The following is a 15,854-nucleotide window of genomic DNA, read 5'->3' on the forward strand; positions in this document are numbered from 1 at the left end:
CGAGAGCTGACGGCCGCTGCCACAAGATGCTGATTTCGGCCAAGCGGGTACGCGGTCGCTGTCGTCCCGCCCGAGGCGCCCGCCCGGCACCCGGGCCCGGCACATCCGTGCCGCAGGCGTCGGCGGGCCGCGGAGGGCTCGGTCAGCCGGCGGATGCTGCCGTCGGCGGGTGGCTCACGGCCGGGCGCGTGCCTCCACGCGCACGGGCCATCGGTCGTGGCCGCGCGGGGCATCGGTCATGCGGGTCACCGTTCGAGGCGGTCCTGACGATCCGGCTTCCCCGGGGCTACCCTGCGGCGGGAGATCCGTTGACTGGAGGTACGTATGCGCCGTTCCGTCGCCCGGAACACGTCGCTGTTGGCCGTCCTCGCCGTGGTCGCGTCGCTGGGAGCCGCCGCCCCGGTGGCCTCGGCACCGTCCGCCGCCCCACGTCCCGCGCCGCCCAAGTCCCCGGTGGCGGTGGGCCACGGGGGAGCGGTGGCGAGCGTCGACCCGGACGCGTCGGCCGCCGGGATCGAGGTGCTGCGCAAGGGCGGCAACGCGGTGGACGCGGCCGTGGCCACGGCCGCCGCGCTCGGCGTGACCGAGCCGTACTCGGCTGGCATCGGCGGCGGTGGCTACTTCGTCCACTACGACGCGAAGAAGCGCACCGTGCGGACGATCGACGGCCGCGAGACCGCACCGCGCAGCGCGGACGCCTCTCTCTTCCTGGAGAACGGCAAGCCGATCCCCTTCGAAGAGGGCGTGACCAGCGGCCTCGGCGTCGGCACGCCCGGCACCCCGGCCACCTGGGAGCGGGCCCTGGACGCGTGGGGCAGCAAGTCCCTGCGCACACTGCTGAAGCCGGCCGAGCGACTGGCCCGGGACGGCTTCGTCGTGGACGGCACCTTCCGCTCGCAGACGGCCTCCAACCAGGCCCGGTTCGCCGACTTCCCGGCCTCCGCCGAACTGTTCCTGCCGGGCGGTGAACTCCCGGTCGTCGGAAGTGTGTTCAAGAACCCCGACCTGGCCCGTACGTATGCGAAGCTCGGCCGCGAGGGCGTCGAGGAGCTCTACCGGGGCGACGTGGCCGACGACATCGTCCGGACCGTGCGCAAGCCGCCCGTCGACCCGGACGCCACCCGGGTGGTGCGGCCCGGCGATCTCACCCGCGAGGACCTCGCCGACTACCGGACCCTGCGCAAGGACCCGACGAAGGTGAGCTACCGGGGCCTGGACGTCTACGGCATGGCCCCCTCCTCGTCCGGCGGCACCAGCGTCGGCGAGGCCCTCAACATCCTGGAGTCCACCGACCTTTCGCGCGCCGACCGGGTGCAGTACCTCCACCGCCTGATCGAGGCCAGCCGGATCGCGTTCGCCGACCGGGGACGCTGGGTCGGCGACCCAGCGTTCGAGGACGTCCCCACGAAGGAACTGCTGAGCCAGCGGTTCGCCGACGCGCGGGAGTGCCTGATCCGGGACGACAAGGCGCTGACCAGCCCCCTGGCGCCGGGTGACCCGCGCGACCCCGAGCGGTGCCGCAGCGGCGGCACGGCCGCGCCCACCACGTTCGAGGGCGAGAACACCACACACCTGACGACGGCCGACAAGTGGGGCAACGTCGTCGCCTACACCCTGACCATCGAGACCACCGGGGGCAGCGCCATCACCGTGCCCGGCCGGGGCTTCCTGCTCAACAACGAACTGACCGACTTCTCCTTCGCGCCCGCCAACCCGGCCGTGCACGACCCGAACCTCCCGGGACCGGGCAAGCGGCCGCGCTCGTCGATCTCGCCGACCATCGTGCTGAAGCACGGCAAGCCTGTGCTCGCCCTCGGCTCGCCGGGCGGGGCCACGATCATCACGACCGTGCTCCAGTCGCTCACCGGACACCTGGACCGGGGGCTCCCGCTGGTCGACGCGATCGCCGCGCCGCGCGCCAGCCAGCGCAACGCGCCGACGACGGAGATCGAGCCGGAGCTGTGGAACAGCCCGGTCCGCGCGGAGCTGGAGAAGCTCGGCCACGCCTTCAAGCAGAATCCGGAGATCGGGGCCGCCACCGGGGTGCAGCGGCTTCCCGACGGACGCTGGCTGGCGGCGGCGGAAAAGGTGCGCCGGGGCGGCGGCTCGGCCATGGTGGTGCATCCGGGCGGCGGTCACTGAGCCGGCCGGACGAAGCAGGGCCCCGGGGCCGGTATCGCGCGACACAGCGCGCGGTGCCGGTCCCGCGGCCTTGGCGCACCCGCCCGGCCGAGCCGGGCGGGCCGGGGGAGGGGCGTCGCTCCAGGGGACCGGTACCGGTCCCCCGTCCACCGGAAGGGTCCTCCCGTACGATGCGCACTCGCATGCTCGCCCTGACATCAGCCGCCTGCGGCGCGGCACTGCTCCAAGCGGCGGCGCTGCCCGCGTCCGCCAATGGCCCGGGGACCGGCCCCGGGGCCGGCCAGGAGCGGGGAACGGCCGGAGTGGGTGCCGCCGGAAGGGACGCGACCGCCGCCGAACTGCTGGCCGAGGTCCGCGCCTGCGCCCGTATCTCGAAAGGCGCCTACCGCACCGACAGTGGCAGCCCCAAGGCGACGGTGCCCGTCTGCGGAACCGAGGACGCCGTCTTCTGGAAGGCGGACATGGACATCGACTGCGACGGCAGGAGGACGAAGGCATGCAACCGGAAGACCGATCCGTACTTCCTCCCGGAGACCGCCTTCCAGAGCTCCCGCGGCGAACCCCTGGACTCGGCCGCCCTCCCCCATGTGGTCGTACCGGGCCCGAGCAGGGTGTGGGACTACCGGAAGCCGGGGCTCACCGGCGGCAGCGTCGTGGCGGTCGTGTACCGGGACCGGGTGCGGTACGGGGTGATCGGCGACACCGGCCCAACGGGCATCATCGGGGAGGCGTCGTACGCCATGGCGAAGACCCTCGGCATCGATCCCGACCCGTCGACCGGCGGAGCCGGGTCCGGCGTCACCTACATCGCGTTCAAGGACTCCCGCGTCTCCCCGATCGAGAGCCGCGCACGGGCGCGGAGCCGGGGAGCGGAACTGGCCCGGGAGTTCGTCGGGCGCTGACGGCGCCGGGCCGGATCCTCCGCGGGCGTGGCCCCGCACCACGACGGCATGATCCGCCACCGACGACGCCACCCTCGTCCACGACGAGGCCGGCTCCCCGTTCCGGGGCGACAACGGCCGAAGGGGACGCAACCGGTCCGGGCGACTCCCCGGACTCGTCCGTTCCGAACGGAACGCCCGGGGCGCCGGCCTCCTGTGACGGACGGCCCGCTCAGAGCGCGGTGAGGACGCGCGGGCCGTCGTTCGTGATCGCCACCGTGTGCTCGGCGTGCGAGGCCCGGCTGCCGTCCGTCGTCCGCAGCGTCCAGCCGTCCTCGTCGTGGCGGAAATCGTCGCCGCCACCGCCGATCAGCATGGGCTCGATCGCCAGGACCATGCCGTGCCGCAGCGCCATGCCGCGCCCCGGCCGTCCCTCGTTCGGCACGGACGGGTCCTCGTGCATGGACCGGCCGATGCCGTGGCCGCCGTAGCCGTCCAGGATGCCGTAGCCCGCCTTCCGGCAGACCGTGCCGATCGCGTGGGCGATGTCGCCGATGCGGTTGCCGACCACGGCCGCGCCGATCCCGGCCGCCAGGGCCTCGTTCGCGGTGTCGATGAGCCGGGTGTCGGCGGGGCGGGCCTCGCCCACGGTGAAGCTGATCGCCGAGTCGCCGGCCCAGCCGCCCAGGAGGGCTCCCGCGTCCACGCTGACCAGGTCCCCGTCGCGCAGCGGATCGGCCGAGGGGATGCCGTGGACGATCGCGTCGTTGACCGAGACGCAGATGACGGCCGGGAACGGGGTGGGCGCGAAGTGCGGCCTGTAGTTCAGGAACGGCGAGGAGGCCCCGGCCCCGCTCAGCACCTCGCGGGCCGCCTCGTCCAGGTCGCGGGGGCTCACGCCGACCGCCGCCGCCTCCCGCGCCCGGGTCAGGATCTGCGCGACGACTCGTCCGGCCTCGCGCATCGCTGCGATGTGTGTGTCTGTCTTGATGTGCACCATGCCCATTACTATACCGGTAGAAGCGGTATAGTAATGACGGTATAGAAATGGCATTCCGTAGTAGGGTGGGTCCATGGTCCGTACCCCTCTGACACCCGAAGAGCGCCTGCGCGGCGAACGGCTCGGCGCACTGCTCCGCGCGGCGCGCGGGGAGCGCAGCATGGCCGCCGTCGCCGCGAGCGCCGGAATCTCCGCGGAGACCCTCCGGAAGATCGAGACCGGCCGCGCACCCACGCCCGCCTTCTTCACCGTGGCCGCCCTCGCGGGCGCGCTGGGCCTCTCCATGGACGAGATCCTCGGCCGGTGCGCGCCCGAACCGGCAGCCACCCCGCTGATCGCGTGACGCGGGGCGGGTAGGGTCGCGCCGTGACTCTCCAGGACTTCGCGCGCAGCGAATACGTCAGCCTGACCACGTACCGGAAGAACGGCACCCCCGTCGCCACGCCCGTCTGGGCCGCCGCCGAGGGCGATGTGCTGTACGTCTGGACCCGCTCCGACTCGTGGAAGGTCAAGCGGCTGCGCAACAACGGCAAGGTCCTCGTCACCGTCTGCGACGTACGCGGCAGGATCGCCGAAGGGGCCCCGAGTGCGGAGGGCGCGGCGAAGCTCCTCGACGAGGACGGCACCCGCGCGGCGCGCAAGCTGCTGGCGCGCAAGTACACCTGGAAGTTCTGGCTCGTCGACTGGCCCGCGACGGTCGCCCGGCTCGGCAAGCGCCCGCACACCGGGATCGCCATCACCTTCTGAGCCCGGCCGCCGCCGGAGCGCGAAGGGGTGCGCGGCCGACCGGTGCGCTCCCGCCGCATCGTCCCCGAAAGCCGCGCGTAGCCGTCCCGTAACACGCCTGCGGTCGAATGCCTCCGGACGGGAAGGCTCCCGTCGGCGGTCGGCGAGGGCGACGATGACGGTGCATCAGCAGGCTTACGAAACAGGCGCGTTCGCGCGCTACCTGCGGGAACTGGTGGCACGACTGGACCCCGGGCGGGGCTGGTACGGGGTCTTCGCCCGGCGTGACCCGGTCGGTATGCGCTCCTGCCTGGACGGGGCGGAGATCCCGCCCTGGGATGTGGTGGAGTCGCTGCTCGCGGACCTGGCCGCCCTGCACGGCCCCCGGTTCGCCGAGCGGCTCTCGGGCCGGGCCGCCGCGCTCCACGCCGCGTCCGCCGCCACCCACGACCGCCGGCCCGGTGGACGCCAGGAGCTCGTCCACCGGCTGGAGTTGATGATCCGCGAGCAGCGGCGGACGGCCGAACGCCTACGCGACGCGGGGCCGGGCGGCCCGCACCCGGCAGAACCGGAAGCGCTCGCCTGGGCCCGCGACGACCACCAACGGGCCACGGCCCGCTGCGCCGAGCTGCGGGAGCGGCTGGCCGCCGTGACGGTTCCCGAGGTCCGGCCGAGGGATGAGGGCGAGGACGCCTACGGGCCGCCTGCCGGGGGCTTCGAGGGGGTCCGGCCAGACGCCCCGGCCCCCGCTTCGCCCGACGCCCCGCCCCGCGACGCCTCGGCCCGCGACGCCTCGGCCCCCAGCGCTCCCGCGCCCCGGCGCGGGAAGCCGCGGGGTGCCCGGTTCGCGGGTCTGGAGGTCGATGCGGAGGGGGCCGCCGATCACGCCCCCTCGCCGCTGCCCGGTCCGCCCGCGCCCTCGCGCTCGGGCGCGTCCGCCCCGCGCGGCGCACGCTTCGGCGGCGGCGCGGGGGAGGGGAACCGCGAGGGCCGGGGCACGGCCGGGCGGGACCGCGCGGCGGAGGCCCTGCCGGACCCGGCTGCCGGGCAGGCCGTCGCCGGGGCCGTCGCCCGACTGGTCCGGCTGCGCGCCGAGGGCCGCAGCGGTGAGGCGCACGGGGTGCTCTGCGAGGTCGCGGCCTGGCCCGCGCCCCGGCTGCCGGTGCTCGCGGTCGCCCTGTACCGCGCCGGGCTCGCCGCCGACTGGACGACCCTGCTCTGGGAGGCGTCCTCGCTGCCGCCCGCCGGATTCGCCGCGGCCGCGGACGCCCTGGCCGCCGCCGGGCGCGAGGCGGACTGCGGGCTCCTGCTGCGCCAGGGTGTCGCCCGGCCCGCCGCCGAGGTGGCCGAGGCGGCGGACGCCCTGGACGGCGCCGGCCGGGAGCGGGAGGCTCGGGACCTGCTCGGCGCCTTCGTCCGCGTACGCACTCCGCGGGAGGCCGCCGAGCTGGCCGGGGCCGGCGGGACCCGGCTGCTGCCCCTCCTCCTGGCGGCGGCCCGCGAGGTGTCGGCGGAGCGGGAGTGGGACCTGGTGCACGCGCTGCGGGTGGCGGGAGTGACGGGCGTCTGAGGTCCTCGGCCGTGCTCCGAGGCCCGCGGAGGCGTCGTGCACACCGCCGGAGACCGGGACCGTGTCCGTTGTGGACCGGTCGGGTGCGAAACATGATCGACTCCGCCGGTTCACGGCGATGGTCTTGCCCCGCCGGACGGAGGGGCTTACGTTCTCCATCCATGCACCGATCTACGTGCGTAGAGAACGTAGAGGCTCTCTGACGCCGCGTCGAAGGAGCAGCTCATGTCCCACGTCGTACGCGCCGCACTCGTCCAGGCGACCTGGACCGGCGACACCGAATCCATGATCGCCAAGCACGAGGAACACGCGCGCGAGGCCGCCCGGCAGGGCGCGAAGATCATCGGCTTCCAGGAGGTGTTCAACGCCCCCTACTTCTGCCAGGTCCAGGAGCCCGAGCACTACCGCTGGGCCGAGCCGGTCCCGGACGGGCCGACCGTCCGGCGCATGCAGGATCTGGCCCGCGAGACCGGCATGGTCGTCGTCGTCCCGGTCTTCGAGATCGAGCAGTCCGGCTTCTACTACAACACCGCGGCCGTGATCGACGCCGACGGCTCGTATCTCGGCAAGTACCGCAAGCACCACATCCCGCAGGTCAAGGGATTCTGGGAGAAGTACTACTTCAAGCCCGGCAACGCCGGCTGGCCGGTCTTCGACACCGCCGTCGGCAAGGTGGGCGTCTACATCTGCTACGACCGGCACTTCCCCGAGGGTTGGCGTCAACTCGGACTCGGCGGAGCCCAGTTGGTGTACAACCCGTCGGCCACCTCGCGCGGACTCTCCAGCCATCTCTGGCAGTTGGAGCAGCCGGCCTCCGCCGTGGCCAACGAGTACTTCGTCGCCGCGATCAACCGGGTCGGCCAGGAGGAGTACGGCGACAACGACTTCTACGGCACCAGCTACTTCGTCGACCCGCGCGGCCAGTTCGTCGGGGACGTGGCCAGCGACAAGGAAGAGGAACTCCTCGTACGCGACCTGGACTTCGACCTGATCGAGGAAGTCCGGCAGCAGTGGGCCTTCTACCGCGACCGAAGGCCCGACGCCTACGACGGGCTGGTGGAGCCGTGACCGGACTGCACGAGCGCCACCTCGCCGTCAGCCCCGAGTGGCTGGCCCTCTACTACCGCCACCCCCTGGAACTCACCCACGGCGAGGGCCGCCACGTCTGGGACGCGGACGGGAACCGCTACCTGGACTTCTTCGGCGGCATCCTCACCACGATGACCGCCCACGCCCTGCCCGAGGTGACCAAGGCGGTCGCCGAGCAGGCCGGGCGGATCATCCACTCCTCCACCCTCTACCTCAACCGCCCCATGGTGGAGATGGCCGAGCGGATCGCCGCCCTCTCCGGCATCCCCGACGCCCGGGTCTTCTTCACCACCTCCGGCACCGAGGCCAACGACACCGCCCTGCTGCTCGCCACCGCGTACCGCCGCTCCAACCAGATCCTGGCGATGCGCAACAGCTACCACGGCCGCTCGTTCTCCGCGGTCTCCATCACCGGCAACCAGGCCTGGTCGCCCACGAGTCTGTCCCCGCTCCAGACCCTGTACGTCCACGGCGGCGTCCGCACCCGCGGCCCGTACGCCGAGCTGAGCGACGAGCGGTTCATCCAGGCGTGCGTGGCCGACCTGGAGGACCTCCTCGGGCACACCCGCAATCCGGCGGCCCTGATCGCCGAACCCATCCAGGGCGTCGGCGGCTTCACCTCCCCGCCCGACGGCCTGTTCGCCGCGTTCCGGGAGGTCCTGGACCGGCACGGGGTGCTGTGGATCTCGGACGAGGTGCAGACCGGGTGGGGCCGGACCGGTGACCACTTCTGGGGCTGGCAGGCGCACGCCGAGCACGGGCCGCCGGACATCCTCACCTTCGCCAAGGGCGTCGGCAACGGCATGTCGGTCGGGGGAGTGGTGGCCCGCGCCGAGGTGATGAACTGCCTCGACGCCAACTCCATCTCCACCTTCGGCGGTTCGCCGATCACCATGGCCGCCTCGCTCGCCAACCTCTCGTACCTCCTGGAGCACGACCTCCAGGGCAACGCGCGGCGCGTCGGCGGGCTCCTCATCGAACGGCTGCGGGGCATCGCCGCCGCATCGCCCGCCGTGCGCGAGGTGCGCGGCCGGGGCCTGATGATCGGTGTCGAGCTGGTGAGGCCCGGCACCGACGAGGCAGCCCCGGAGGCCGCGACTGCCGTCCTCGAAGCGGCCCGCGCGGGCGGACTGCTCATCGGCAAGGGCGGCGGCCACAGCACCAGCGTCCTCAGGATCGCCCCGCCGCTGACCCTGACCGTCGCCGAGGCCGAGGAAGGCGCGGCGATCCTCGCGGACGCCCTGCACGCGGCGGGCTGACCCCCGACCGGGCGTTGCCCGTACGTAGACGAACCGCGCGGGGCGGCCCCGGCCGTACGCCCAGAGGGCCGGCGGGGGCCGCCCCGAGTTAAGGAGACACCCATGAGCCGCACCGTCATCCACGGTGGCCTCGTCATCACCGCGTCCGACGAGATCCACGCCGACGTGCTCGTCGAGGGCGGCCGGATCGCCGCCCTCGCCGCCCACGGAACCGACGCCGCCGCGGGCTGGAGCGCCGACCGGCGGATCGACGCGACGGGCAAGTACGTCATCCCGGGCGGCGTCGACGGGCACACCCACATGGAGATGCCGTTCGGCGGAACGTACGCCGCCGACACCTTCGAGACCGGCACCCGGGCCGCCGCCTGGGGCGGTACCACCACCATCGTCGACTTCGCGATCCAGAGCGTGGGCCGCTCCCTGCGCGAAGGGCTCGACGCCTGGTACGCCAAGGCCGACGGCAACTGCGCCATCGACTACGCCTTCCACATGATCCTCGCGGACGTGAACCCCTCCTCGCTCAAGGAGATGGACCTCCTCGTCTCCGAAGGGGTCACCTCCTTCAAGCTGTTCATGGCCTACCCCGGCGTCTTCTACAGCGACGACGGACAGATCCTGCGCGCCATGCAACGGGCCGCCGGCAACGGCGGACTGATCATGATGCACGCCGAGAACGGCATCGCCATCGACGTCCTCGTCGAGCAGGCCCTCGCCGCCGGCCGCACCGACCCCCGCTACCACGGGGACGTCCGCAAGGTCGCCCTGGAGGCCGAGGCCACCCACCGCGCCGTCCAGCTCGCCCGGGTCGCCGGATCGCCCCTCTACGTCGTCCACGTCTCCGCCGACGAGGCCGTCGCCGAGATCGCCGCCGCCCGCCACAAGGGCCTCCCCGTCTTCGGCGAGACCTGCCCGCAGTATCTGTTCCTCTCCACCGACAACCTCGCCGAGCCCGACTTCGAGGGCGCCAAGTACGTCTGCTCCACCCCGCTGCGCCCCAAGGAGCACCAGGAGGCCCTGTGGCGGGGCCTGCGCAACAACGAGCTCCAGGTCGTCTCCACCGACCACTGCCCCTTCTGCTTCTCGGGGCAGAAGGAGATGGGCCGCGGCGACTTCTCCAGGATCCCCAACGGCATGCCGGGCGTCGAGCACCGCATGGACCTGCTGCACCAGGCCGTCGTCGACGGGCACGTCACCCGCCGCCGCTGGATCGAGATCGCCTGCGCCTCCCCGGCCCGGATGTTCGGCCTCTACCCGAAGAAGGGCACCATCGCCCCGGGTGCCGACGCCGACATCGTCATCTATGACCCGGCCGCCGAGCAGACCCTCTCCGCCGACACCCACCACATGAACGTCGACTACTCGGCGTACGAGGGCAAGCGCATCACCGGCCAGGTCGAGACCGTGCTCTCGCGCGGCGAACTCGTCCTCGAAGGACGGAAGTTCACCGGCCGCGCCGGGCACGGCATGTACACCCCCCGCGCCACCTGCCAGTACCTGGACTAGGAGATCCCGCCATGGACTTCGGACTCGTCCTCCAGACGGACCCGCCCGCCTCCGCCGTCGTCGGCCTGATGCGGCGCGCCGAACGCAACGGCTTCCGCTACGGCTGGACCTTCGACTCGGCGGTGCTCTGGCAGGAGCCGTTCGTCATCTACAGCCGCATCCTGGAGCACACGGAGAAGCTGACCGTGGGCCCGATGGTCACCAACCCGGGCACCCGCACCTGGGAGGTCACCGCCTCCACCTTCGCCACCCTCAACGACATGTACGGCAACCGCACCGTCTGCGGCATCGGGCGCGGCGACTCCGCGATGCGCGTCGCCGGCCGCGCACCCAACACCATGGCCCGGCTCGGCGAGGCCATCGACGTCATCCGGGACCTCGCGGAGGGCCGGGAAACGGCGGTCGACGGGCAGCCGCTCCGGATCCCCTGGGTGAAGGACGGGAAGCTGCCGGTGTGGATGGCGGCGTACGGGCCCAAGGCCCTCGCCCTGGCCGGGCAGAAGGCCGACGGGTTCATCCTCCAGCTCGCCGACCCGTTCCTCACCGAGTGGATGGTCAAGGCGGTCCGGCAGGCCGCAACCGAAGCGGGCCGCGACCCCGACGCCCTCACCATCTGTGTCGCCGCCCCCGCGTACGTCACGGCCGACGACTCGCCCGAGGCCCTGGCCCACGCCCGGGACCAGTGCCGCTGGTTCGGCGGGATGGTCGGCAACCACGTCGCCGACCTGGTCACCAGGTACGGCGAACACTCCGCGATGGTCCCCGAGGAGCTGACGGCGTACATCAAGGACCGGCAGGGCTACGACTACTCCCACCACGGCCGCGCCGACAACCCCGACACCGCCTTCGTCCCCGACGAGATCATCGACCGCTTCTGCCTCCTCGGCCCCGTGGAGGCCCACGTGGAGAAGCTGCGCCGGCTGAAGTCCCTGGGCGTCGACCAGTTCGCCGTCTACGACATGCACGACAACCGTGAGGGCACCATCGACGCCTACGGCTCCGGCGTCATCCCCGCCCTCCGCTGACGCAGTCGCCCGGTCCGGGCACCGGCGCAGATGCGCCGGCGTACGACGTACCGCATGCTCCTCACGCTGTTCAGAGGTCAGAGGCGCCTTGCGGGCACGGTGTCCTTGGTCAGCAGGGTGCTGCCGGACCAGCAGAGCCGGTAGAGGTCGACTTCGTCGAACAGATCGCGGCCGGAACGGTAGAACTCGCAACGGGCACCGGGCGGCCAGGAGGCGGAACGGGCGTGGTCGGACGGGTAGGGATAGGTGCGGTCCGGCAGCAGAGGGGCGAGTTCGGCGCGCGGCCGGCCGACGTTCAGCTCGTCGAAGCGGGAGGGCGGCAGCACGCTCGTCGTCAGTTGCCAGGCCAGGTAGACGGCGGAGGGAACGAAGAACACGGCTGCGACGACAGGTGCTACGAGGGCGACGACGGAACGGCGGCGGGCGTCGCTCCGTACGCGGGCGAGCCGCTCGGCGGACTCCGGCAGATCCGTGCCCGGGGCCGTGACCGTGCCTGGGGCCGTCTCCGCGGCCGGGTGGGCGGCGGTCTCCGACGGCACCGCGGGCAGTCGGGCCCCGACCGGCCGCCCGGGCGCCGGCCCTGGTGCCGGTGCCGACATCCCGGTGCGGGCGGTCGCCCGGTGCGGGAGGACGGCGGTGACATGGAAACGGCCATGGTCGGGACCGGTTCGCAGGGAGCCGCCGAGGACGGTCACACGCTCGTGAAGGCCTATGAGTCCCCGGCCGGCGCCGCGTTCCGGGCCGACGCTCGTGCGCGCCGGGAGGCCGGCCGGCGGGACGGCGTTCACGACGCTCACGCGGGTACGGTCGGACTCGTGGACGATCCGGACGCTGATGGGACAGTCCGGCGCGTGCTTCGTCGCGTTGGTGAGGGCCTCCTGCACCACCCGGTACATCCCGCGCTCGACCAGGGAGGACAGCGGAGGCGACGCCTCGCGCCGCTCCCAGCGCACCGGTACCCCGGAGGCGACCGCCCGTGAGAGGAGGTCCTCGACGGTGTCGTTGACCGGCAGGCCCGCACTCCCGTCCCTGCCGGGCGGGTCCTGCAGGACTGCGACGGTCGCCCGCAGCTGCTCAACCGCGTCCGCGATGGTCCCGCGGAGATCGGCGAGGTCGGAGCGGTCGCGGTCGGTGAGGTCGGGCGAGAGTTCCAGAGCTCCGGCGCGCAGGGCGACCAGGCTCAGGGCGTGCCCGAGGGAGTCGTGCATGTCGGTGGCGATCTCCGCGCGTTCGGTCAGGCGCGCCCGTTCTGCGACCAGATGCTGCCGCTCTTCCAGGCCGCGGGCCAGCCGCCAGCCCTCCCGCACGAGTTGGCGCCGACCGCGCCGGTGGCGTCCCGCGAGCCAGGGCAGCAGCAGAGCTGCCGGCAGGACGGATAGCGCGTAGAACCACCACACCGGCGGTGCCCGCAGCACCGCGCAGGTCGCGAGATCGACGGCAGCACACCCGGCGAGCACCAGGAGCGGGCGCCGTGCCGAGGCTACGCGGGCGCCGAGCAGACAGCTGAGGACCGCCAGCGACAGCACGTGGGCGTTGCCTGGTGTCGCACTGTCGGCCAGGCCCATGACGCACAGGCCGTTGACGAGCACGACGGCGGCTGCCGGGCGGCGGCGAGACCACGGCACGGCCACGCCCAGGACGGCCAGAGGCAGGAACGGGTCCATCGTCCACGAAGCCGTGGCCGCTTCCCGGAACCCGTAGCCCGTGGTGGCGGCGAGCGCGGCCCACAGCGCCACGTCGCCGACGCGCGCGGACCTGGCCGGGGTTGTACGCGTTCGCGGCATGGTGCGTGGGCCGCCCTTCCGCTGGTTGTCCTCACTGTCAGGGACGATTCTGTGGGACGCGCCCGGCCGCCCCGGCCAGGGGATGTGCTCGGTACAGGCGTCAGGGGGCGTTTCCGCCGCGGTTCAGGCGTCCCGTCGTCGCAGCACGAGAAGACCGGCGATCTGGGCGGCAACGGCCCACCCCAGCAGGATCAGCAGACTCACGGCGTCCGGGAACGGGGCCTTCCCGTCACTCGACATGAGATAACCGCCCACGGTCTGCGGCAGGTACGCGTTGATGGCCAGGAGCACCGGACCTCCCAGTCCGACCAGCATGCCGGGCAGGGCGGACACCACGAAGAAGACCACGGCCACGGCGCCGGCCGCCGTCCGCAGGGCGAACGACACTCCTACCGTCAGCACGCAGATCAGCGCGGAGTACACGCCCATGGCCGCGGTCTGGTACGCCACCTCCGGCAGCTCGAAGCCGGCGTGCCCCTGGAAGGGGCCCCAGGCCAGGGCGATGCCCAGCACCGCCCACACTCCCGCGGTCACGAAGCCCACCAGGGCACTCAGCGACGACTTGGCCAGCTGCACGCGGGCCCTGAGCGGCACCCACAGCAGCGAGGTCCGCACGCTGCTCGTGGAGTATTCGCTCGTCACCATCGTCATCGCCAGAATCACCAGGGCGAACTGGGTGAGGATGACCGAGGACACCGAGGCGTTGCCGACCGGCTGTACCGGCTTGTCGTTGATCCGGGCGATCGACCCGTAGTAGAAGGTGAAGACCGCGGTCACGACGAGGCCGACCAGCAGGCAGACGTAGGGCGTGCGGATCGTCCACAGCTTGGTCCACTCGGAGGCGAACGCGCCGACGAATCCGCCACCGGTGGGGCCGGGATCCGTACGGCCACGGGGGCCGTCGCTCACGTCGGTCGATACGGTTCCCACGCTCACGCTCCCGCTCCCTGCGTCTGCCCGGTATCCGTGCCGCCGAGCACCGCGCCGCTCGTCTCGTACTCCACGCTCTGTGCGGTGAGTTCCATGTAGACCTGTTCCAGCGAAGCCGAGACGGTCCGCAGTTCGTGCAGCCGCAGTCCCAGCCCGTGGGCCAGGTCGCCCACCTGTTCGGCGGTGCGGCCCTTCACCACGAGTTCGCCGGCCGCGGGCGACTCCACGTTCACACCGCCCTCCTTCACGAGCCGGGCGGTCAGCGTGCGCAGGTCCGCGATGCCAGGGGTCCGCACCCGGACCGACGACAGCGAGCTGCCGGCCAACAGATCGGCCATCGGCGTGTCGGCCAGGAGCTTCCCCCGTCCGATGATGACCAGTCGGTCGGCGGTCAGCTGCATTTCGCTCATCAGGTGGCTGGACAGGAAGACCGTCCGGCCCTCTGCGGCCAGGGACCGCACGAGCTCGCGCACCCAGCGGACGCCGTCGGGGTCGAGGCCGTTGACCGGCTCGTCGAAGATGAGCACCTGCGGGTCGCCGAGCAGCGCGCCCGCCACGCCCAACCGCTGGTACATGCCGAGGGAGAACGCCCCGGCGGAGCGTCTCGCCGCCTTCGCCAGACCGACCTGCTCCAGCACCTCGTCCACCCGGCCCACCGGTATGCCGTTGCTGCGCGCCTGCGCCACCAGGTGGCCGCGTGCGGAGCGAGCCGGGTGCAGCGCCTTGGCGTCCAGGAGCGCGCCGACCTCGCGGATCGGGTGGCGCAACGAGGAGTACGGCCGTCCTCCGACGAGCGCTTCGCCCCCGGAGGGATGGTCCAGGCCGAGGATCATGCGCATCGTGGTCGACTTCCCGGCGCCGTTGGGCCCGAGGAAGCCGGTCACCAGACCGCCTCTGACGTCCAGTGTCAGACCGTCCACGGCGACGGTCTCGCCGTAACGCTTGGTCAGTTCCCGAAGGGTGATCACGGAGCTCCTCGGTGCACGGTCGTGGAACGCGAAGGCCGGCGGCGCCCACCGGCCGGCACATGGTGCCCGGCTCCGGAGCGGGGCCGCCGCGGCGATTCCTGTACGAGAACGACGCTAGAAGTCCGCAGCCCCGGCGCCCACCGGTCGAACGGCAGCGGCGTCCTGCCGTTCGTCAGGGGTGCGCTCCGCCCGGGGGCTGATCCGTGGAGGCCACCCTTGGTCACGGCGCTGAGTCAGCCGTAGGCTCGCCGCGTGGAAGAGACGACACCGGGCAGCCGTCCGGTCCGGGTGCTGATCGCCGACGACGAAGCGATGATCCGGGCGGGGGTACGGGCCATCCTCGCCCGGGACCCGCACGTCGAGGTGGTCGCCGAGGCGGGCGACGGGCACGAGGCCATCGCGCTCACCCTCCGGCACCGGCCGGACGTGGTCCTGCTGGACATCCGGATGCCCGGCCTGGACGGGCTGACGGCGGCGGCACGGCTCCACCGCGCGTCGGAGGCGGTGGGCGTGATCATGCTGACGACCTTCGGCCAGGACGAGTACGTCACCCGAGCGCTGGAGGAGGGCGCCGACGGCTTCCTGCTGAAAGCGGACGACCCGAGAGAACTCCTCAACGGGGTGCGGGCGGTGGGGGCCGGCGGGGCCTACCTGTCCCCGCGGGTCGCCGGCCGGGTCATCGCCGGGATGCGCGCACACCGGGCGGCCCACCCTCACCGTTCACTGGAGCGGCTCACCAAACGGGAACGCGCCGTACTGGCCGGACTCGGGGCGGGCCTGTCCAACGCGGAGATCGCCGGCCGTCTGCACCTTGTGGAGGGCACGGTGAAAGCACACGTCAGCGCCGTACTCACGAAGCTGGGCGCCCGCAACCGCGTGGAGGCGGCCGTCTCCGCGTACGAGGCCGGCCTGGTCCCACCCGGTCGTCGCTGACCGGACTCGGCCTCCCTTGCCCCCTGCTGCTCCGGGCGGGGGCG

14 protein-coding genes are annotated in these 15,854 nt (G+C 72.8%); 10 read left to right on the forward strand and 4 right to left on the reverse strand.

The features are described 5' to 3' along the window. Positions 1–324: 324 nt before the first annotated feature. Together ggt and OG245_RS32140 are read left to right on the forward strand one after the other, a co-directional pair. Complete coding sequence (gene ggt / locus OG245_RS32135; protein ID WP_371626845.1) at positions 325–2,142, forward strand: gamma-glutamyltransferase; 1,818 nt, start codon at positions 325–327, stop codon at positions 2,140–2,142. 170 nt (positions 2,143–2,312) lie between these two features. Then, a complete protein-coding gene (locus OG245_RS32140; RefSeq protein WP_371626846.1) occupies positions 2,313–3,044 on the forward strand; it encodes a glycoside hydrolase family 75 protein in 732 nt (243 codons plus the stop codon). Between the two features lie 211 nt (positions 3,045–3,255). Here the strand turns inward: OG245_RS32140 and map are convergent, their stop codons facing one another. Then, complete coding sequence (map, locus tag OG245_RS32145; protein ID WP_371626847.1) at positions 3,256–4,023, reverse strand: type I methionyl aminopeptidase; 768 nt, start codon at positions 4,021–4,023, stop codon at positions 3,256–3,258. A gap of 73 nt (positions 4,024–4,096) precedes the next feature. Between map and OG245_RS32150 the strand changes: the two genes are divergently transcribed. The 7 genes from OG245_RS32150 to OG245_RS32180 all read left to right on the forward strand — a co-directional run bounded on the left by OG245_RS32150 (position 4,097) and on the right by OG245_RS32180 (position 11,195). Then, positions 4,097–4,366 (forward strand): helix-turn-helix domain-containing protein, encoded by a 270-nt coding sequence (locus OG245_RS32150; protein ID WP_371626848.1) that lies wholly within the window; start codon positions 4,097–4,099, stop codon positions 4,364–4,366. A gap of 23 nt (positions 4,367–4,389) precedes the next feature. Continuing rightward, complete coding sequence (locus tag OG245_RS32155) at positions 4,390–4,770, forward strand: PPOX class F420-dependent oxidoreductase (RefSeq protein WP_371626849.1); 381 nt, start codon at positions 4,390–4,392, stop codon at positions 4,768–4,770. Positions 4,771–4,924: 154 nt separating this feature from the next. After that, the gene (locus OG245_RS32160) at positions 4,925–6,319 is read left to right on the forward strand and encodes a hypothetical protein (protein ID WP_371626850.1); all 1,395 of its coding nucleotides are present in this window, start codon (positions 4,925–4,927) and stop codon (positions 6,317–6,319) included. Between the two features lie 225 nt (positions 6,320–6,544). Next, positions 6,545–7,387: a nitrilase-related carbon-nitrogen hydrolase gene (locus OG245_RS32165; protein ID WP_069757635.1), complete on the forward strand. Its 843-nt coding sequence runs from the start codon at positions 6,545–6,547 to the stop codon at positions 7,385–7,387. Next, the gene (locus tag OG245_RS32170; RefSeq protein WP_371626851.1) at positions 7,384–8,667 is read left to right on the forward strand and encodes an aspartate aminotransferase family protein; all 1,284 of its coding nucleotides are present in this window, start codon (positions 7,384–7,386) and stop codon (positions 8,665–8,667) included. Before OG245_RS32165 ends, OG245_RS32170 begins: the two co-directional genes overlap by 4 nt. Before the next feature lie 102 nt (positions 8,668–8,769). Further along, positions 8,770–10,170 (forward strand): dihydropyrimidinase, encoded by a 1,401-nt coding sequence (gene hydA, locus OG245_RS32175; protein ID WP_371626852.1) that lies wholly within the window; start codon positions 8,770–8,772, stop codon positions 10,168–10,170. Positions 10,171–10,181: 11 nt separating this feature from the next. After that, the gene (locus OG245_RS32180) at positions 10,182–11,195 is read left to right on the forward strand and encodes a TIGR03842 family LLM class F420-dependent oxidoreductase (RefSeq protein ID WP_371626853.1); all 1,014 of its coding nucleotides are present in this window, start codon (positions 10,182–10,184) and stop codon (positions 11,193–11,195) included. A gap of 77 nt (positions 11,196–11,272) precedes the next feature. Here the strand turns inward: OG245_RS32180 and OG245_RS32185 are convergent, their stop codons facing one another. The 3 genes from OG245_RS32185 to OG245_RS32195 form a co-directional block, all read right to left on the reverse strand. Then, the gene (locus OG245_RS32185; protein ID WP_371626854.1) at positions 11,273–12,979 is read right to left on the reverse strand and encodes a sensor histidine kinase; all 1,707 of its coding nucleotides are present in this window, start codon (positions 12,977–12,979) and stop codon (positions 11,273–11,275) included. Positions 12,980–13,102: 123 nt separating this feature from the next. Beyond that, positions 13,103–13,909 carry an ABC transporter permease gene (locus OG245_RS32190; protein WP_371628042.1) on the reverse strand — a complete coding sequence of 269 codons (807 nt, stop codon included), beginning with the start codon at positions 13,907–13,909 and terminating at the stop codon, positions 13,103–13,105. A 2-nt stretch (positions 13,910–13,911) separates the two neighbouring features. After that, positions 13,912–14,877, reverse strand: coding sequence for an ATP-binding cassette domain-containing protein (locus OG245_RS32195; protein WP_371626855.1), 966 nt, complete (start codon positions 14,875–14,877; stop codon positions 13,912–13,914). Between the two features lie 288 nt (positions 14,878–15,165). Between OG245_RS32195 and OG245_RS32200 the strand changes: the two genes are divergently transcribed. Then, on the forward strand, positions 15,166–15,810 hold the full coding sequence (locus OG245_RS32200) for a response regulator (RefSeq protein WP_371628043.1): 645 nt from the start codon (positions 15,166–15,168) through the stop codon (positions 15,808–15,810). Positions 15,811–15,854 lie beyond the last annotated feature (44 nt).

It is taken from the genome of Streptomyces sp. NBC_01116 (assembly GCF_041435495.1).
Lineage (GTDB): Bacteria > Actinomycetota > Actinomycetes > Streptomycetales > Streptomycetaceae > Streptomyces.